Origin of the sequence: Escherichia sp. 10290 (assembly GCF_030295155.1) — a bacterium.
Classification (GTDB): domain Bacteria; phylum Pseudomonadota; class Gammaproteobacteria; order Enterobacterales; family Enterobacteriaceae; genus Escherichia; species Escherichia coli_F.
On record NZ_AP025741.1, the window covers coordinates 4,937,837 to 4,957,248 of the forward strand.

At 50.4% G+C, this 19,412-nt stretch carries 12 protein-coding genes, 1 tRNA gene, 3 rRNA genes and 1 riboswitch; of the genes, 13 read left to right on the top strand and 3 right to left on the bottom strand.

Going from position 1 to position 19,412, the window contains the following annotated elements:
- Window positions 1–150: 150 nt before the first annotated feature.
- The 3 genes from manD (at window position 151) to oxyR (ending at window position 3,884) form a co-directional block, all read left to right on the top strand.
- Window positions 151–1,365, top strand: a complete 1,215-nt coding sequence (gene manD / locus QUE74_RS24645) for a D-mannonate dehydratase ManD (RefSeq protein WP_000690949.1) — start codon at window positions 151–153, stop codon at window positions 1,363–1,365.
- A 66-nt stretch (window positions 1,366–1,431) separates the two neighbouring features.
- Window positions 1,432–2,715 (top strand): MFS transporter, encoded by a 1,284-nt coding sequence (locus QUE74_RS24650; RefSeq protein ID WP_000382176.1) that lies wholly within the window; start codon window positions 1,432–1,434, stop codon window positions 2,713–2,715.
- A gap of 251 nt (window positions 2,716–2,966) precedes the next feature.
- Window positions 2,967–3,884 carry a DNA-binding transcriptional regulator OxyR gene (gene oxyR, locus QUE74_RS24655; protein WP_001025939.1) on the top strand — a complete coding sequence of 306 codons (918 nt, stop codon included), beginning with the start codon at window positions 2,967–2,969 and terminating at the stop codon, window positions 3,882–3,884.
- On the opposite strand, the gene sthA is transcribed toward oxyR, so the two are convergent.
- Complete coding sequence (sthA, locus tag QUE74_RS24660) at window positions 3,867–5,267, bottom strand: Si-specific NAD(P)(+) transhydrogenase (RefSeq protein WP_001120810.1); 1,401 nt, start codon at window positions 5,265–5,267, stop codon at window positions 3,867–3,869. The two genes, oxyR and sthA, sit on opposite strands and share 18 nt — an antisense overlap.
- Before the next feature lie 331 nt (window positions 5,268–5,598).
- Here sthA and fabR point away from each other — a divergent pair, with 331 nt between their 5' ends.
- The gene (gene fabR, locus QUE74_RS24665) at window positions 5,599–6,249 is read left to right on the top strand and encodes an HTH-type transcriptional repressor FabR (RefSeq protein ID WP_001309117.1); all 651 of its coding nucleotides are present in this window, start codon (window positions 5,599–5,601) and stop codon (window positions 6,247–6,249) included.
- Window positions 6,249–6,608, top strand: coding sequence for a YijD family membrane protein (locus QUE74_RS24670; protein WP_000806411.1), 360 nt, complete (start codon window positions 6,249–6,251; stop codon window positions 6,606–6,608). The genes fabR and QUE74_RS24670 overlap by 1 nt, the downstream gene beginning before the upstream one ends.
- A 39-nt stretch (window positions 6,609–6,647) precedes the next feature.
- On the opposite strand, the gene trmA is transcribed toward QUE74_RS24670, so the two are convergent.
- Window positions 6,648–7,748: a tRNA (uridine(54)-C5)-methyltransferase TrmA gene (gene trmA, locus QUE74_RS24675; RefSeq protein ID WP_000187034.1), complete on the bottom strand. Its 1,101-nt coding sequence runs from the start codon at window positions 7,746–7,748 to the stop codon at window positions 6,648–6,650.
- A gap of 113 nt (window positions 7,749–7,861) precedes the next feature.
- A riboswitch (cobalamin riboswitch) is annotated at window positions 7,862–8,051 on the top strand.
- Between the two features lie 65 nt (window positions 8,052–8,116).
- Here trmA and btuB point away from each other — a divergent pair.
- The 8 genes from btuB (at window position 8,117) to birA (ending at window position 18,361) form a co-directional block, all read left to right on the top strand.
- The gene (btuB, locus tag QUE74_RS24680) at window positions 8,117–9,961 is read left to right on the top strand and encodes a TonB-dependent vitamin B12 receptor BtuB (protein ID WP_001355358.1); all 1,845 of its coding nucleotides are present in this window, start codon (window positions 8,117–8,119) and stop codon (window positions 9,959–9,961) included.
- Window positions 9,906–10,763 carry a glutamate racemase gene (gene murI, locus QUE74_RS24685; protein WP_001696387.1) on the top strand — a complete coding sequence of 286 codons (858 nt, stop codon included), beginning with the start codon at window positions 9,906–9,908 and terminating at the stop codon, window positions 10,761–10,763. The genes btuB and murI overlap by 56 nt, the downstream gene beginning before the upstream one ends.
- A gap of 372 nt (window positions 10,764–11,135) precedes the next feature.
- Window positions 11,136–12,677, top strand: a 16S ribosomal RNA gene (locus QUE74_RS24690).
- Between the two features lie 171 nt (window positions 12,678–12,848).
- Window positions 12,849–12,924: transfer RNA gene (locus tag QUE74_RS24695), tRNA-Glu, on the top strand.
- Between the two features lie 194 nt (window positions 12,925–13,118).
- Window positions 13,119–16,023 (top strand): 23S ribosomal RNA (locus QUE74_RS24700).
- Between the two features lie 95 nt (window positions 16,024–16,118).
- Window positions 16,119–16,234 (top strand): 5S ribosomal RNA (gene rrf, locus QUE74_RS24705).
- The 16S, 23S and 5S rRNA genes sit together here with 1 tRNA gene alongside, the layout of an rRNA operon.
- Window positions 16,235–16,370: 136 nt before the next feature.
- The gene (murB, locus tag QUE74_RS24710; protein ID WP_001016657.1) at window positions 16,371–17,399 is read left to right on the top strand and encodes a UDP-N-acetylmuramate dehydrogenase; all 1,029 of its coding nucleotides are present in this window, start codon (window positions 16,371–16,373) and stop codon (window positions 17,397–17,399) included.
- Complete coding sequence (birA, locus tag QUE74_RS24715; RefSeq protein ID WP_000654643.1) at window positions 17,396–18,361, top strand: bifunctional biotin--[acetyl-CoA-carboxylase] ligase/biotin operon repressor BirA; 966 nt, start codon at window positions 17,396–17,398, stop codon at window positions 18,359–18,361. The genes murB and birA overlap by 4 nt, the downstream gene beginning before the upstream one ends.
- 28 nt (window positions 18,362–18,389) lie before the next feature.
- Here birA and coaA read toward each other — a convergent pair whose 3' ends face one another.
- Window positions 18,390–19,340 carry a type I pantothenate kinase gene (coaA, locus tag QUE74_RS24720; protein ID WP_000023085.1) on the bottom strand — a complete coding sequence of 317 codons (951 nt, stop codon included), beginning with the start codon at window positions 19,338–19,340 and terminating at the stop codon, window positions 18,390–18,392.
- Window positions 19,341–19,412 lie beyond the last annotated feature (72 nt).

The window sequence follows — 19,412 nt, forward strand, 5'->3', positions numbered from 1 at the left end:
TCAGGTGGTTTTTGAGGGTGTTTTTTCTCCTCGGCGGAAATTTTTATTTTTAATGTGATCACGGTTGAATAATCGCTCTTTCTCTCTTGTATGGTAGTAGGCGTAAAATTAAGTTTGAAGCATCTATTTACAACACAGGAGATTGCAATAATGAAAATTATTGCTGCAGATGTTTTTGTTACTTGCCCAAGACGTAATTTCGTTACGCTTAAAATAACCACTGCAAGCGGACTTTGTGGATTGGGAGATGCCACATTAAATGGTCGCGAATTGTCGGTCGCTTCTTATCTGAAAGATCATCTTTGTCCACAATTAATTGGCCGCGATGCCAGCCGTATCGAAGATATCTGGCAATTCTTTTATAAAGGTGCTTACTGGCGACGTGGCCCCGTCACGATGTCGGCCATTTCTGCCATTGATATGGCGTTGTGGGATATCAAAGCCAAAGCGGCAAATATGCCATTGTATCAACTGCTTGGTGGGGCTTCTCGTGAAGGCGTGATGGTTTATTGCCACACCACCGGGCGCACGATTGATGAAGTCCTTGAAGACTATGCAAAGCACCAGCTGATGGGCTTTAAGGCGATTCGTGTGCAGTGCGGTGTACCGGGTATGCAAACCACTTATGGCCTGGCGAAGGGCAAAGGACTGGCGTATGAACCGGCAACCAAAGGCCTGTGGCCGGAAGAGCAGTTGTGGTCTTCAGAAAAGTATCTCGATTTTACACCGAAGTTATTTGAAGCGGTGCGTAATAAGTTCGGTTTTAACGAACATCTGTTGCATGACATGCACCATCGCCTGACTCCTATCGAAGCGGCGCGCTTTGGGAAGAGCATTGAGGATTACCGCCTGTTCTGGATGGAAGATCCGACGCCTGCCGAGAACCAGGAATGTTTTCGTCTGATTCGCCAGCATACTGTGACGCCGATTGCGGTCGGTGAAGTGTTTAACAGTATCTGGGACTGCAAGCAGTTAATCGAAGAGCAGCTGATTGACTATATTCGCACGACGATTACCCATGCAGGCGGCATTACCGGGATGCGACGGATTGCCGATTTTGCATCGCTTTATCAGGTACGTACCGGTTCGCATGGCCCTTCAGATTTATCGCCTGTTTGTCATGCGGCGGCGCTGCATTTTGACCTCTGGGTGCCAAACTTTGGCGTTCAGGAGTACATGGGCTATTCCGAACAAATGCTTGAAGTCTTCCCGCACAGCTGGCGCTTCGATGAAGGTTATATGCACCCAGGCGATGAACCGGGGCTGGGTATTTCTTTCGATGAGAAACTGGCGGCGAAATATCCGTATGACCCGGCGTATCTCCCCGTCGCACGACTGGAAGATGGCACATTGTGGAACTGGTAATAACGGTTCGCTTAATTATTTTCTGAATAGTCAGCAAATCGATTAATTCCGCTCAAGGAGCTAAAAATGGACGTTGATGTGTCAACCAGTGTTGCGGGTAATAAACCGCAACGGATTCGTCGTATTCAGACAGTAACGCTGGTTTTATTATTTATGGCGGGGATCGTTAATTTCCTCGACCGTTCGTCATTGAGCGTGGCAGGCGAAGCGATTCGTGGCGAGTTAGGATTATCGGCGACAGAATTTGGCGTTTTGCTTTCTGCATTTTCTCTGTCTTATGGTTTTTCACAACTCCCTTCCGGTATTTTGCTAGACCGCTTTGGCCCACGAATAGTTTTAGGCGCAGGCTTAATATTCTGGTCATTAATGCAGGCATTAACAGGAATGGTTAATTCTTTTAGCCACTTTATTTTAATGCGTATCGGTCTGGGTATTGGCGAAGCGCCATTTATGCCTGCGGGAGTAAAGTCGATCACCGACTGGTATGCGCAAAAAGAACGCGGCACGGCGCTGGGGATTTTTAACTCATCTACCGTTATCGGTCAGGCTATTGCGCCTCCTGCTCTTGTATTGATGCAGCTGGCATGGGGCTGGCGGGCAATGTTCGTCATCATCGGCGTGGCGGGGATTCTGGTTGGGATCTGTTGGTACGCGTGGTATCGCAACCGGGCGCAGTTTGTCCTGACCGACGAAGAACGGACCTATCTCTCCGCGCCGGTTAAACCGCGTCCACAATTACAATTTAGCGAGTGGCTGGCGCTGTTTAAGCATCGGACAACCTGGGGGATGATTTTAGGTTTCTCTGGCGTCAATTATACCGGTTGGCTCTACATCGCGTGGTTACCCGGTTATTTACAAGCCGAGCAAGGCTTCAGTCTGGCGAAAACCGGTTGGGTGGCGGCGATTCCTTTCCTCGCGGCGGCGGTCGGGATGTGGGTTAACGGTATTGTTGTCGATCGGCTGGCGAAAAAAGGCTACGACCTGGCGAAGACGCGTAAAACGGCTATTGTTTGCGGTTTGATGATGTCGGCATTAGGCACGTTGCTGGTCGTGCAATCCTCCTCGCCAGCCCAGGCTGTAGCGTTTATCTCAATGGCGCTGTTCTGCGTGCATTTCGCGGGAACATCTGCATGGGGACTGGTGCAGGTGATGGTGTCAGAAACAAAAGTGGCTTCCATCGCCGGGATTCAAAACTTTGGCAGTTTTGTTTTTGCTTCCTTTGCTCCGATCGTAACCGGTTGGGTAGTGGATACCACGCACTCGTTTAATCTGGCGCTGGTTATCGCGGCCTGTGTGACGTTCACCGGGGCGCTGTGTTACTTCTTTATTGTCAAAGATCGGATTGAGTAACTGTTACTATCAGGCTCTCTTGCTGTGGGCCTGTAGAATAAAAAAAAGCGGATCCTGGAGATCCGCAAAAGTTCACGTTGGCTTTAGTTATTCGAGTTGAGAAACTCTCGAAACGGGCAGTGACTTCAAGGGTTAAAAGAGGTGCCGCTCCGTTTCTGTGAGCAATTATCAGTCAGAATGCTTGATAGGGATAATCGTTCATTGCTATTCTACCTATCGCCATGAACTATCGTGGCGATGGAGGATGGATAATGAATATTCGTGATCTTGAGTACCTGGTGGCATTGGCTGAACACCGTCATTTTCGGCGTGCGGCAGATTCCTGCCACGTTAGCCAGCCGACGCTTAGCGGGCAAATTCGTAAGCTGGAAGATGAGCTGGGCGTGATGTTGCTGGAGCGGACCAGCCGTAAAGTGTTGTTCACCCAGGCGGGAATGCTGCTGGTGGATCAGGCGCGTACCGTGCTGCGTGAGGTGAAAGTCCTTAAAGAGATGGCAAGCCAGCAGGGCGAGACAATGTCCGGGCCGCTGCATATTGGTTTGATTCCCACGGTTGGGCCTTACCTGTTACCGCATATTATTCCGATGCTGCACCAGACCTTTCCAAAGCTGGAAATGTATCTGCATGAAGCACAGACCCACCAGTTACTGGCGCAACTGGACAGCGGCAAACTCGATTGCGTGATCCTCGCGCTGGTGAAAGAGAGCGAAGCATTCATTGAAGTGCCGTTGTTTGATGAGCCAATGTTGCTGGCTATCTATGAAGATCACCCGTGGGCGAACCGCGAATGCGTACCGATGGCCGATCTGGCAGGGGAAAAACTGCTGATGCTGGAAGATGGTCACTGTTTGCGCGATCAGGCAATGGGTTTCTGCTTTGAAGCCGGGGCGGATGAAGATACACACTTCCGCGCGACCAGCCTGGAAACTCTGCGCAACATGGTGGCGGCAGGTAGCGGGATCACTTTACTGCCTGCACTGGCTGTGCCGCCGGAGCGCAAACGCGATGGGGTTGTTTATTTGCCGTGTATTAAGCCGGAACCACGCCGCACTATTGGCCTGGTTTATCGTCCGGGCTCACCGCTGCGCAGCCGCTATGAGCAGCTGGCAGAGGCCATCCGCGCAAGAATGGATGGCCATTTCGATAAAGTGTTAAAACAGGCGGTTTAAACCGTTTAACGCGGCTACCCGATAGGCTTCCGCCATCGTCGGGTAGTTAAAGGTGGTGTTGACGAAGTACTCAATAGTGTTGCCGCCACCTTTCTGTTCCATTATCGCCTGCCCGATATGGATAATCTCGGCAGCGCGTTCGCCAAAGCAGTGAATGCCCAGAATCTCTTTTGTTTCCCGATGGAACAAAATTTTCAGCGTACCCACGTTCATGCCAACGATTTGTGCACGTGCCAGATGTTTAAACTGGGCGCGGCCCACTTCATACGGCACTTTCATCGCGGTCAGCTGCTGTTCGGTTTTGCCTACAGAGCTGATTTCCGGAATGGTGTAAATGCCGGTAGGGATATCTTCAATCAGATGTGCGGTGGCTTCACCTTTCACCAGCGCCTGCGCGGCAATGCGCCCCTGGTCATAGGCTGCCGACGCCAGGCTCGGATAACCAATCACGTCGCCCACCGCGTAAACGTGCGGCTGTGCGGTCTGATACATGCTGTTGACCTTCAGCTGTCCACGACTGTCAGTTTCCAGCCCAATGTTCTGTAACGCCAGCGAATCGGTATTACCGGTACGACCGTTGGCATAGAGAAGACAGTCGGCTTTCAGCTTTTTGCCCGACTTCAGATGCATAATCACACCGTCGTCACAGCCTTCGATCTTTTCGTACTCTTCGTTGTGACGAATCACTACGCCACTGTTCCAGAAGTGATAGGAGAGAGAGTCTGACATCTCCTGATCGAGAAACGCCAGCAGACGATCGCGGGTGTTGATCAGATCCACTTTTACATCCATACCGCGGAAGATCGACGCATATTCACAGCCGATCACTCCAGCACCATAGATAAGTACATGGCGCGGTTCGTGGTGCATGCTAAGAATTGAGTCGCTGTCGTAAATGCGTGGATGGGTGAAATCAACATCTGTTGGATGATAAGGGCGAGAACCACAGGCAATAACAAATTTTTCAGCGGTTAGTGTTTCGACGCTGCCGTCCGGGCAATCCAGCGCCAACGTATGCTCGTCAACAAAGCGAGCGTTCCCCTGCAATATTTCACAGTGATTACGTTCGTAAAATCCCTGACGCATGCGCGTTTGTTGATTAATCACGTTATCGGCATGGTTAAGGATATCGGCAAAAGAAGAGCGGAGCAGTCGCGAATGGTCGCTGTAAAGTGGGTTTTGATTGAATTCTATAATGCGGCTGACGGCGTGACGGAGAGCTTTCGACGGGATGGTGCCCCAGTGGGTGCAACCGCCGCCAACATTTTGATAACGCTCGATAACTGCGACGCGCGCACCTTGCTTAACCAGGCCCATTGCAGCGCCTTCGCCGCCGGGGCCGGAACCTATTACTATGGCATCGTAATCGTAGGAATGTGGCATGGTAGGGCTTACCTGTTCTTATACATAAAAGCAACAGAATGGTAACATTTTATCGCGGGTAAGCCAATTGATCCCCGTCATTTATCTGGCTATATCGTGAGCGGCCTTTGCTTTGTCTGTTTCTTACTTTTGCCTTGAACGTTTTATTGGATTTTTATCGCCAATACTCACCGTTTAAGCGGCAGGTTTCCGATGTTCGTAAAAGAACCGGCCAAAGAATTGCAGTAAATATGTTTTATTGCGTTACGGTTCATTCACAACACTGGAGCAATCCAGTATGTTCATTCTCTGGTATAGTGCCAGCAGTACTTTTGGCAAGGATTCAGACATCGTGATGGGCGTAAGAGCGCAACAAAAAGAAAAAACCCGCCGTTCGTTGGTGGAAGCCGCATTTAGCCAATTAAGTGCTGAACGCAGCTTCGCCAGCCTGAGTTTGCGTGAAGTGGCGCGTGAAGCGGGCATTGCTCCCACCTCTTTTTATCGGCATTTTCGCGACGTAGACGAACTCGGTCTGACCATGGTTGATGAGAGCGGTTTAATGCTGCGCCAACTCATGCGCCAGGCGCGTCAGCGTATCGCCAAAGGTGGGAGTGTGATCCGCACCTCGGTCTCCACATTTATGGAGTTCATCGGTAATAATCCTAACGCCTTCCGGTTATTATTGCGGGAACGCTCCGGCACCTCCGCTGCGTTTCGTGCCGCCGTTGCGCGTGAAATTCAGCACTTCATTGCGGAACTTGCGGACTATCTGGAACTCGAAAACCATATGCCGCGTGCGTTTACTGAAGCGCAAGCCGAAGCCATGGTGACGATTGTCTTCAGTGCGGGTGCCGAGGCGTTGGACGTCGGCGTCGAACAACGTCGGCAATTAGAAGAGCGACTGGTACTGCAACTGCGAATGATTTCGAAAGGGGCTTATTACTGGTATCGCCGTGAACAAGAGAAAACCGCAATTATTCCGGGAAATGTGAAGGACGAGTAATGAAACAAGCAAATCAAGATAGAGGTACGCTGCTGCTGGCGTTAGTTGCTGGCTTATCGATTAATGGTACTTTCGCAGCGCTGTTTAGCTCCATTGTGCCATTTTCTGTATTCCCGATTATTTCCCTGGTGCTGACAGTTTACTGCCTGCATCAACGTTATCTTAATCGCACTATGCCGGTAGGCTTGCCGGGTCTGGCTGCTGCTTGTTTTATTCTCGGCGTACTGCTGTACAGCACGGTAGTTCGTGCGGAATATCCGGATATCGGCTCTAACTTCTTCCCGGCAGTACTGTCCGTCATTATGGTGTTCTGGATTGGCGCGAAGATGCGTAACCGTAAGCAGGAAGTTGCTGAGTAATCGGTATCATGCCGGATGCTGGCGCATCCGGCATAGATTTTACTTCGCGGTCAGTAATACGCCGCACTCCATATGGTGCGTGTAGGGGAACTGATCAAACAGAGCCAGACGTTCAACCTTGTGCGTCTGGCTTAATGTTTCCAGATTCTTGCATAACGTTTCCGGATTGCAGGAGATATACAGAATACGTGGATACGCCTGCACCATTTTCTCGGTTTCACTGTCCAGACCGCTGCGCGGTGGGTCGACAAAAATGGTTTCGCACTGATAACTCTTCAAGTCGATCCCTTGCAGGCGATTAAACTCGCGCACACCATTCATCGCCTGAGTAAATTCTTCTGCCGCCATACGAATAATTTGGACGTTATCAATATGGTTAGCGGCAATGTTGTATTGCGCGGCAGCGACCGAAGGCTTGGCGATTTCGGTGGCTAATACCCGATCAAAATTGCGCGCCAGGGCTAATGAGAAGTTACCGTTGCCGCAGTACAGCTCCAGTAAATCGCCTTTTGAGCCTTTGGTGACGTCCAGCGCCCATTCCAGCATCTGAATATTCATCGCCGCGTTCGGCTGGGTAAAGCTGTTTTCTACCTGACGGTAGATCATCTCTTTCCCTGCGACCGGCAGACGTTCGTCGATGTAATCTTGATCCAGCGCGATTTTGGTTTTCGTTGCCCGACCAATCAGATGCACATTTAAATTTTGTGCGCGCAACGCATCGCGCAAAGCTTCCGCCTGCTGACGCCATTCGTCATCCAGCTTTTTATGGTACAGCAGGGAAACCACCGCCTGATTGCTCAGCGTGGTGAGGTAATCAATCTGGAATAGCTTGTGGCGCAGAACGGGATTATTACGCACACCCGTAATCATCGCCGTCATCAACTGGTTGATAAGTTCACTGGCGGCGGGGAAGCTATCTACACGGATGCGGCTTTTGGTTTGTTGATCAAAAATAATGTGGTACAGGTCATCGCCATCGTGCCAGATGCGGAACTCCGCACGCATCCGGTAATGACTGACCGGCGAGCGAAACACTTCCGGAACCAGGTCAGAAAACGGCGCCATCATACTTTGCAAACGTACCACTTTTTCGGCTAACTGCGCTTCATACTGTTCTGTTGGAAGGTGTTCGGGGGTCATGATGTATCCTGAAAATGAAATGTACGCGGCGATTGTAGGGATTGCTCATCAGATGTCCAGATCTTGATGTATTCCTATTTGTGAGCTACGTCTGGACAGCAACTTGTTACAACCTGTAGCATCCACTCGCCGGTCCTGTGAGTTAATAGGGAATCCAGTGCAAATCTGGAGCTGACGCGCAGCGGTAAGGAAAGGTGCGATGATTGCGTTATGCGGACACTGCCATCCGGTGGGAAGTCATCATCTCTTAGTATTTTATATACCCCTCCAAGCCCGAAGACCTGCCGGCTAACGTCGCATCTGGTTCTCATCATCGCGTAATATTGATGAAGCCTGCGGCATCCTTCTTCTATTGTGGATGCTTTACAATGATTAAAAAAGCTTCGCTGCTGACGGCGTGTTCTGTCACAGCCTTTTCCGCTTGGGCACAGGATACCAGCCCGGATACTCTCGTCGTTACTGCTAACCGTTTTGAACAGCCGCGCAGCACTGTGCTTGCACCAACCACCGTTGTGACGCGTCAGGATATCGACCGCTGGCAGTCGACCTCGGTCAATGATGTGCTGCGCCGTCTTCCGGGTGTCGATATCACCCAAAACGGCGGTTCAGGTCAGCTCTCATCTATTTTTATTCGCGGTACAAATGCCAGTCATGTGCTGGTATTAATTGATGGCGTCCGCCTGAATCTGGCGGGGGTGAGTGGTTCTGCCGACCTTAGCCAGTTCCCTATTGCGCTTGTCCAGCGTGTTGAATATATCCGTGGGCCGCGCTCCGCCGTCTATGGTTCCGATGCAATAGGTGGGGTCGTGAATATCATCACGACGCGCGATCAACCCGGAACGGAAATTTCAGCAGGGTGGGGAAGCAATAGCTATCAGAACTATGATGTTTCTACACAGCAACAACTGGGAGATAAGACACGGGTAACGCTGTTGGGCGATTATGCCCATACTCATGGTTATGATGTTGTCGCCTATGGTAATACCGGAACGCAAGCTCAGCCAGATAACGATGGTTTTTTAAGTAAAACGCTTTATGGCGCGCTGGAGCATAACTTTACTGATGTCTGGAGCGGTTTTGTGCGCGGCTATGGCTATGATAACCGTACCAATTATGACGCATATTATTCTCCCGGCTCACCGTTGCTCGATACCCGTAAACTCTATAGCCAAAGTTGGGACGCCGGGCTGCGCTATAACGGCGAACTGATTAAATCACAACTCATTACCAGCTATAGCCATAGCAAAGATTACAACTACGATCCGCATTATGGTCGTTATGATTCGTCGGCGACGCTCGATGAGATGAAGCAATACACCGTCCAGTGGGCAAACAATGTCATCGTTGGTCACGGTAGTATTGGTGCGGGTGTCGACTGGCAGAAACAGACTACGACGCCGGGTACAGGTTATGTTGAGGATGGATATGATCAACGTAATACCGGCATCTATCTGACCGGGCTGCAACAAGTCGGCGATTTTACCTTTGAAGGCGCAGCACGCAGCGACGATAACTCACAGTTTGGTCGTCATGGAACCTGGCAAACCAGCGCTGGTTGGGAATTCATCGAAGGCTATCGCTTCATTGCTTCCTACGGGACATCTTATAAGGCACCAAATCTTGGACAACTGTATGGCTTCTACGGAAATCCAAATCTGGAACCTGAGAAAAGCAAACAGTGGGAAGGCGCGTTTGAAGGCTTAACCGCTGGGGTGAACTGGCGTATTTCTGGATATCGTAACGATGTCAGTGACTTGATCGATTACGATGATCACACCCTGAAATACTATAACGAAGGGAAAGCGCGAATTAAGGGCGTCGAGGCGATCGCCAATTTTGATACCGGACCACTGACGCATACTGTGAGTTATGATTATGTCGATGCGCACAATGCAATTACCGACACGCCGTTGTTACGCCGTGCTAAACAGCAGGTGAAATACCAGCTCGACTGGCAGTTGTATGACTTCGACTGGGGTATTACTTATCAGTATTTAGGCACTCGCTATGATAAGGATTACTCCTCCTGGCCGTATCAAACCGTGAAAATGGGCGGTGTGAGCTTGTGGGATCTTGCGGTTGCGTATCCGGTCACCTCTCACCTGACAGTTCGTGGTAAAATAGCCAACCTGTTCGACAAAGATTATGAGACAGTCTATGGCTACCAAACTGCAGGACGGGAATACACCTTGTCTGGCAGCTACACCTTCTGAACCACGTCCCACCGTGCTGGTGTTTGACTCCGGCGTCGGTGGGTTGTCGGTCTATGACGAGATCCGGCATCTCTTACCGGATCTCCATTACATTTATGCTTTCGATAACGTCGCTTTCCCGTATGGCGAAAAAAGCGAAGAGTTTATTGTTGAGCGAGTGGTGGCAATTGTCACCGCAGTGCAAGAACGCTATCCCCTTGCGCTGGCAGTGGTCGCTTGCAACACCGCCAGTACCGTTTCACTTCCTGCATTACGCGAAAAGTTCGACTTCCCGGTTGTTGGTGTCGTGCCGGCGATTAAGCCAGCGGCACGTCTGACAGCTAATGGCATTGTCGGATTACTGGCAACCCGCGGAACAGTTAAACGTTCTTATACTCATGAGCTGATCGCGCGTTTCGCTAATGAATGCCAGATAGAAATGCTGGGCTCGGCAGAGATGGTTGAGTTGGCTGAAGCGAAGCTGCATGGCGAAGATGTTTCTCTGGATGCACTAAAGCGTATCTTGCGCCCGTGGTTAAGAATGAAAGAGCCACCAGATACCGTTGTTCTGGGGTGTACCCACTTCCCTCTACTACAAGAAGAACTGTTACAAGTGCTGCCAGAGGGAACACGGCTGGTGGATTCTGGCGCAGCGATTGCTCGCCGAACGGCATGGTTGTTAGAACATGAAGCCCCGGATGCAAAATCCGCCGATGCGAATATTGCCTTTTGTATGGCAATGACGCCAGAAGCTGAACAATTATTGCCCGTTTTACAGCGCTACGGCTTCGAAACGCTCGAAAAACTGGCAGTTTTAGACTGATTTGGTTGAATGTTGCGCGGTCGGAAAATTATTTTAAATTTCCTCTTGTCAGGCCGGAATAACTCCCTATAATGCGCCACCACTGACACGGAACAACGGCAAACACGCCGCCGGGTCAGCGAGATTCTCCTGAGAATCTCGACAGAGAAAAGCAAAAAAATGCTTGACTCTGGAGCGGGAAAGCGTATCATGCACACCCCGCGCCGCTGAGAAAAAGCGAAGCGGCACTGCTCTTTAACAATTTATCAGACAATCTGTGTGGGCACTCGAAGATACGGATTCTTAACGTCGCAAGACGAAAAATGAATACCAAGTCTCAAGAGTGAACACGTAATTCATTACGAAGTTTAATTCTTTGAGCATCAAACTTTTAAATTGAAGAGTTTGATCATGGCTCAGATTGAACGCTGGCGGCAGGCCTAACACATGCAAGTCGAACGGTAACAGGAATCAGCTTGCTGATTCGCTGACGAGTGGCGGACGGGTGAGTAATGTCTGGGAAACTGCCTGATGGAGGGGGATAACTACTGGAAACGGTAGCTAATACCGCATAACGTCGCAAGACCAAAGAGGGGGACCTTCGGGCCTCTTGCCATCGGATGTGCCCAGATGGGATTAGCTAGTAGGTGGGGTAACGGCTCACCTAGGCGACGATCCCTAGCTGGTCTGAGAGGATGACCAGCCACACTGGAACTGAGACACGGTCCAGACTCCTACGGGAGGCAGCAGTGGGGAATATTGCACAATGGGCGCAAGCCTGATGCAGCCATGCCGCGTGTATGAAGAAGGCCTTCGGGTTGTAAAGTACTTTCAGCGGGGAGGAAGGGAGTAAAGTTAATACCTTTGCTCATTGACGTTACCCGCAGAAGAAGCACCGGCTAACTCCGTGCCAGCAGCCGCGGTAATACGGAGGGTGCAAGCGTTAATCGGAATTACTGGGCGTAAAGCGCACGCAGGCGGTTTGTTAAGTCAGATGTGAAATCCCCGGGCTCAACCTGGGAACTGCATCTGATACTGGCAAGCTTGAGTCTCGTAGAGGGGGGTAGAATTCCAGGTGTAGCGGTGAAATGCGTAGAGATCTGGAGGAATACCGGTGGCGAAGGCGGCCCCCTGGACGAAGACTGACGCTCAGGTGCGAAAGCGTGGGGAGCAAACAGGATTAGATACCCTGGTAGTCCACGCCGTAAACGATGTCGACTTGGAGGTTGTGCCCTTGAGGCGTGGCTTCCGGAGCTAACGCGTTAAGTCGACCGCCTGGGGAGTACGGCCGCAAGGTTAAAACTCAAATGAATTGACGGGGGCCCGCACAAGCGGTGGAGCATGTGGTTTAATTCGATGCAACGCGAAGAACCTTACCTGGTCTTGACATCCACAGAACTTTCCAGAGATGGATTGGTGCCTTCGGGAACTGTGAGACAGGTGCTGCATGGCTGTCGTCAGCTCGTGTTGTGAAATGTTGGGTTAAGTCCCGCAACGAGCGCAACCCTTATCCTTTGTTGCCAGCGGTCCGGCCGGGAACTCAAAGGAGACTGCCAGTGATAAACTGGAGGAAGGTGGGGATGACGTCAAGTCATCATGGCCCTTACGACCAGGGCTACACACGTGCTACAATGGCGCATACAAAGAGAAGCGACCTCGCGAGAGCAAGCGGACCTCATAAAGTGCGTCGTAGTCCGGATTGGAGTCTGCAACTCGACTCCATGAAGTCGGAATCGCTAGTAATCGTGGATCAGAATGCCACGGTGAATACGTTCCCGGGCCTTGTACACACCGCCCGTCACACCATGGGAGTGGGTTGCAAAAGAAGTAGGTAGCTTAACCTTCGGGAGGGCGCTTACCACTTTGTGATTCATGACTGGGGTGAAGTCGTAACAAGGTAACCGTAGGGGAACCTGCGGTTGGATCACCTCCTTACCTTAAAGAACTGTGCTTTGCAGTGCTCACACAGATTGTCTGATAGAAAGTGAAAAGCAAGGCGTTTACGCGTTGGGAGTGAGGCTGAAGAGAATAAGGCCGTTCGCTTTCTGTTAATGAAAGCTCACCCTACACGAAAATATCACGCAGCGCGTGATAAGCAATTTTCGTGTCCCCTTCGTCTAGAGGCCCAGGACACCGCCCTTTCACGGCGGTAACAGGGGTTCGAATCCCCTAGGGGACGCCACTTGCTGGTTTGTGAGTGAAAGTCGCCGACCTTGATATCGTTAAAGATGACTTACGAGTCATGTTTAAGATATTTGCTCTTTAAAAATCTGGATCAAGCTGAAAATTGAAACACTGAACAACGAAAGTTGTTCGTGAGTCTCTCAAATTTTCGCAACACGATGATGAATCGAAAGAAACATTTTCGGGTTGTGAGGTTAAGCGACTAAGCGTACACGGTGGATGCCCTGGCAGTCAGAGGCGATGAAGGACGTGCTAATCTGCGATAAGCGTCGGTAAGGTGATATGAACCGTTATAACCGGCGATTTCCGAATGGGGAAACCCAGTGTGATTCGTCACACTATCATTAACTGAATCCATAGGTTAATGAGGCGAACCGGGGGAACTGAAACATCTAAGTACCCCGAGGAAAAGAAATCAACCGAGATTCCCCCAGTAGCGGCGAGCGAACGGGGAGGAGCCCAGAGCCTGAATCAGTGTGTGTGTTAGTGGAAGCGTCTGGAAAGGCGCGCGATACAGGGTGACAGCCCCGTACACAAAAATGCACATGCTGTGAGCTCGATGAGTAGGGCGGGACACGTGGTATCCTGTCTGAATATGGGGGGACCATCCTCCAAGGCTAAATACTCCTGACTGACCGATAGTGAACCAGTACCGTGAGGGAAAGGCGAAAAGAACCCCGGCGAGGGGAGTGAAAAAGAACCTGAAACCGTGTACGTACAAGCAGTGGGAGCCTCTTTATGGGGTGACTGCGTACCTTTTGTATAATGGGTCAGCGACTTATATTCTGTAGCAAGGTTAACCGAATAGGGGAGCCGAAGGGAAACCGAGTCTTAACTGGGCGTTAAGTTGCAGGGTATAGACCCGAAACCCGGTGATCTAGCCATGGGCAGGTTGAAGGTTGGGTAACACTAACTGGAGGACCGAACCGACTAATGTTGAAAAATTAGCGGATGACTTGTGGCTGGGGGTGAAAGGCCAATCAAACCGGGAGATAGCTGGTTCTCCCCGAAAGCTATTTAGGTAGCGCCTCGTGAATTCATCTCCGGGGGTAGAGCACTGTTTCGGCAAGGGGGTCATCCCGACTTACCAACCCGATGCAAACTGCGAATACCGGAGAATGTTATCACGGGAGACACACGGCGGGTGCTAACGTCCGTCGTGAAGAGGGAAACAACCCAGACCGCCAGCTAAGGTCCCAAAGTCATGGTTAAGTGGGAAACGATGTGGGAAGGCCCAGACAGCCAGGATGTTGGCTTAGAAGCAGCCATCATTTAAAGAAAGCGTAATAGCTCACTGGTCGAGTCGGCCTGCGCGGAAGATGTAACGGGGCTAAACCATGCACCGAAGCTGCGGCAGCGACGCTTATGCGTTGTTGGGTAGGGGAGCGTTCTGTAAGCCTGCGAAGGTGTACTGTGAGGTATGCTGGAGGTATCAGAAGTGCGAATGCTGACATAAGTAACGATAAAGCGGGTGAAAAGCCCGCTCGCCGGAAGACCAAGGGTTCCTGTCCAACGTTAATCGGGGCAGGGTGAGTCGACCCCTAAGGCGAGGCCGAAAGGCGTAGTCGATGGGAAACAGGTTAATATTCCTGTACTTGGTGTTACTGCGAAGGGGGGACGGAGAAGGCTATGTTGGCCGGGCGACGGTTGTCCCGGTTTAAGCGTGTAGGCTGGTTTTCCAGGCAAATCCGGAAAATCAAGGCTGAGGCGTGATGACGAGGCACTACGGTGCTGAAGCAACAAATGCCCTGCTTCCAGGAAAAGCCTCTAAGCATCAGGTAACATCAAATCGTACCCCAAACCGACACAGGTGGTCAGGTAGAGAATACCAAGGCGCTTGAGAGAACTCGGGTGAAGGAACTAGGCAAAATGGTGCCGTAACTTCGGGAGAAGGCACGCTGATATGTAGGTGAAGCGACTTGCTCGTGGAGCTGAAATCAGTCGAAGATACCAGCTGGCTGCAACTGTTTATTAAAAACACAGCACTGTGCAAACACGAAAGTGGACGTATACGGTGTGACGCCTGCCCGGTGCCGGAAGGTTAATTGATGGGGTTAGCGGTAACGCGAAGCTCTTGATCGAAGCCCCGGTAAACGGCGGCCGTAACTATAACGGTCCTAAGGTAGCGAAATTCCTTGTCGGGTAAGTTCCGACCTGCACGAATGGCGTAATGATGGCCAGGCTGTCTCCACCCGAGACTCAGTGAAATTGAACTCGCTGTGAAGATGCAGTGTACCCGCGGCAAGACGGAAAGACCCCGTGAACCTTTACTATAGCTTGACACTGAACATTGAGCCTTGATGTGTAGGATAGGTGGGAGGCTTTGAAGTGTGGACGCCAGTCTGCATGGAGCCGACCTTGAAATACCACCCTTTAATGTTTGATGTTCTAACGTAGGCCCCTTATCGGGGTTGCGGACAGTGTCTGGTGGGTAGTTTGACTGGGGCGGTCTCCTCCTAAAGAGTAACGGAGGAGCACGAAGGTTGGCTAATCCTGGTCGGACATCAGGAGGTTAGTGCAATGGCATAAGCCAGCTTGACTGCGAGCGTGACGGCGCGAGCAGGTGCGAAAGCAGGTCATAGTGATCCGGTGGTTCTGAATGGAAGGGCCATCGCTCAACGGATAAAAGGTACTCCGGGGATAACAGGCTGATACCGCCCAAGAGTTCATATCGACGGCGGTGTTTGGCACCTCGATGTCGGCTCATCACATCCTGGGGCTGAAGTAGGTCCCAAGGGTATGGCTGTTCGCCATTTAAAGTGGTACGCGAGCTGGGTTTAGAACGTCGTGAGACAGTTCGGTCCCTATCTGCCGTGGGCGCTGGAGAACTGAGGGGGGCTGCTCCTAGTACGAGAGGACCGGAGTGGACGCATCACTGGTGTTCGGGTTGTCATGCCAATGGCACTGCCCGGTAGCTAAATGCGGAAGAGATAAGTGCTGAAAGCATCTAAGCACGAAACTTGCCCCGAGATGAGTTCTCCCTGACCCTTTAAGGGTCCTGAAGGAACGTTGAAGACGACGACGTTGATAGGCCGGGTGTGTAAGCGCAGCGATGCGTTGAGCTAACCGGTACTAATGAACCGTGAGGCTTAACCTTACAACGCCGAAGATGTTTTGGCGGATTGAGAGAAGATTTTCAGCCTGATACAGATTAAATCAGAACGCAGAAGCGGTCTGATGAAACAGAATTTGCCTGGCGGCCTTAGCGCGGTGGTCCCACCTGACCCCATGCCGAACTCAGAAGTGAAACGCCGTAGCGCCGATGGTAGTGTGGGGTCTCCCCATGCGAGAGTAGGGAACTGCCAGGCATCAAATTAAGCAGAAGGCCCAGTCGGAAGACTGGGCCTTTTTGCGTTTCTACAAACTCTTCCTGTCGTCATAACTACAAGCCATCCCCCCACAGATACGGTAAACTAGCCTCGTTTTTGCATCAGGAAAGCAGCTATGAACCACTCCTTAAAACCCTGGAACACATTTGGCATTGATCATAATGCTCAGCACATTGTATGTGCCGAAGACGAACAACAACTACTCAATGCCTGGCAGCATGCAACCGCAGAAGGGCAACCCGTTCTTATTCTGGGTGAAGGAAGTAATGTACTTTTTCTGGAAGACTATCGCGGCACGGTGATCATCAACCGGATCAAAGGTATCGAAATTCATGATGAACCTGATGCGTGGTATTTACATGTAGGAGCCGGAGAAAACTGGCATCGCCTGGTAAAATACACTTTGCAGGAAGGTATGCCAGGTCTGGAAAATCTGGCGTTAATTCCTGGTTGTGTCGGCTCATCACCTATCCAGAATATTGGTGCTTATGGCGTAGAATTACAGCGAGTTTGCGCTTATGTTGACTGTGTTGAACTGGCGACAGGCAAGCAAGTGCGCTTAACTGCCAAAGAGTGCCGTTTTGGCTATCGCGACAGTATTTTTAAACATGAATACCAGGACCGCTTCGCCATTGTAGCCGTAGGTCTGCGCCTGCCAAAAGAGTGGCAACCTGTACTAACGTATGGTGACTTAACTCGTCTGGATCCTACAACCGTAACGCCACAGCAAGTATTTGATGCGGTGTGTCATATGCGCACCACCAAACTCCCTGATCCAAAAGTGAATGGCAATGCCGGTAGTTTCTTCAAAAACCCTGTTGTATCTGCCGAAACGGCTAAAGCATTACTGGCACAATTTCCAACAGCACCAAATTATCCCCAGACGGATGGTTCAGTAAAACTGGCCGCTGGTTGGCTTATCGATCAGTGCCAGCTAAAAGGAACACAAATTGGTGGGGCTGCGGTACACCGTCAACAGGCGTTAGTTCTCATTAATGAAGGCAATGCAAAAAGCGAAGATATTGTGCACCTGGCACATCATGTAAGACAGAAAGTGGGTGAAAAATTTAATGTCTGGCTTGAGCCAGAAGTTCGCTTTATTGGTACATCAGGTGAAGTTAGCGCAGTGGAGACGATTTCATGAAGGATAATACCGTTCCGCTAAAATTAATCACGCTATTAGCGAATGGCGAATTTCACTCTGGTGAGCAGCTGGGTGAAACGTTAGGAATGAGCCGGGCGGCCATTAATAAACATATTCAAACACTGCGTGACTGGGGCGTTGATGTCTTTACCGTTCCGGGTAAAGGATACAGCCTGCCTGAGCCCATCCAGTTACTTAATGCTGAACAGATATTGAGTCAGCTGGATAGCGGTAGTGTAGCCGTGCTGCCAGTTATTGACTCCACGAATCAGTACCTTCTTGATCGTATCGGAGAGCTTAAATCGGGTGATGCCTGCGTTGCTGAATACCAGCAGGCAGGACGTGGTCGCCGAGGTCGGAAATGGTTTTCACCTTTTGGCGCAAACTTATATTTGTCGATGTTCTGGCGTCTGGAACAAGGCCCGGCTGCGGCGATTGGTTTAAGTCTGGTTATCGGTATCGTGATGGCGGAAGTATTACGCAAGTTGGGCGCTGATAAAGTTCGTGTTAAATGGCCGAATGACCTCTATCTGCAGGATCGCAAGCTGGCAGGTATTCTTGTGGAGCTGACTGGCAAAACCGGCGATGCGGCGCAAATAGTCATTGGTGCCGGGATCAACATGGCAATGCGTCGTGTTGAAGAGAATATCGTTAATCAGGGGTGGATCACGCTGCAGGAAGCTGGGATCAATCTCGATCGTAATGCGTTGGCGGCCATGCTAATACGTGAATTACGTGCGGCGCTGGAACTCTTCGAGCAAGAAGGATTGGCACCTTATCTGTCGCGCTGGGAAAAACTGGATAATTTTATTAATCGCCCAGTGAAACTTATCATTGGTGATAAAGAAATATTTGGCATTTCACGCGGAATAGACAAACAAGGCGCTTTATTGCTTGAGCAGGATGGAATAATAAAACCCTGGATGGGCGGTGAAATATCCCTGCGTAGTGCAGAAAAATAAGAAAGGGGAGCATTAGCTCCCCTTTAAATTATTTGCGTAGTCTGACCTCTTCTACCGCGTGATTAGCACTCTTTGTCAGGATTAAACTGGCGCGCTCACGAGTAGGTAGAATATTTTGCTTTAAGTTCAGCCAGTTGATCTCTTTCCACAATGTCATGGCAGTGTTAATCGCTTCTTCTTTAGTTAATTTCGCGTAGTTATGAAAATAGGAATCCGGGTCTGTAAAAGCCCCTTCGCGGAATTTCAGGAAACGGTTGATATACCACGTCTGAAGTAAGTCTTCCGGTGCATCAACATATATCGAAAAATCGACAAAATCAGAAACAAAAACATGATGTGGATCGTGTGGATAATCCATCCCGCTCTGTAAGACATTTAACCCTTCAAGAATTAAAATATCAGGCTGAACAACCGTTTTATCTCCATCCGGGATCACATCATAAATAAGATGCGAGTAAACAGGTGCCGTAACGTTTGGCACGCCGGATTTGAGATCGGAAACAAACTTCACCAGGCGATGCATATCATACGATTCCGGGAAGCCTTTCTTCTTCATCAGACCACGTTCTTTCAGCACCTGATTAGGGTGAAGGAAGCCATCTGTAGTGATCAGCTCAACACGACGATGCTCCGGCCAACGGCTTAATAGTGCCTGCAATACACGGGCGGTTGTACTTTTCCCCACCGCGACGCTACCTGCGATACTGATAATGTAAGGAATGCGTTGCCCGTTGGTACCAAGAAACTGTTCCAGAACTGCCTGACGGCGCAGATTCGAGCTTATATAGAAGTTCAGCAAACGTGACAGAGGTAAATAGATCTCGGCAACTTCTTCTAACGAGAGATCTTCATTAATACCTTTGAGACGGGCGATCTCATCTTCCGATAACGTCATAGGTACGGAATCACGCAGAGCTGCCCACTGGTTGCGGTCAAACTGTAGGTAAGGCGTCATTAACGTTTGCTCTTTTATACTCATAAGCATGTTTCTGGCGGTCATAGCTCTATCGGCAAAACGATATTTGCCATGGCGCGTCACAGTTCTGTTGAA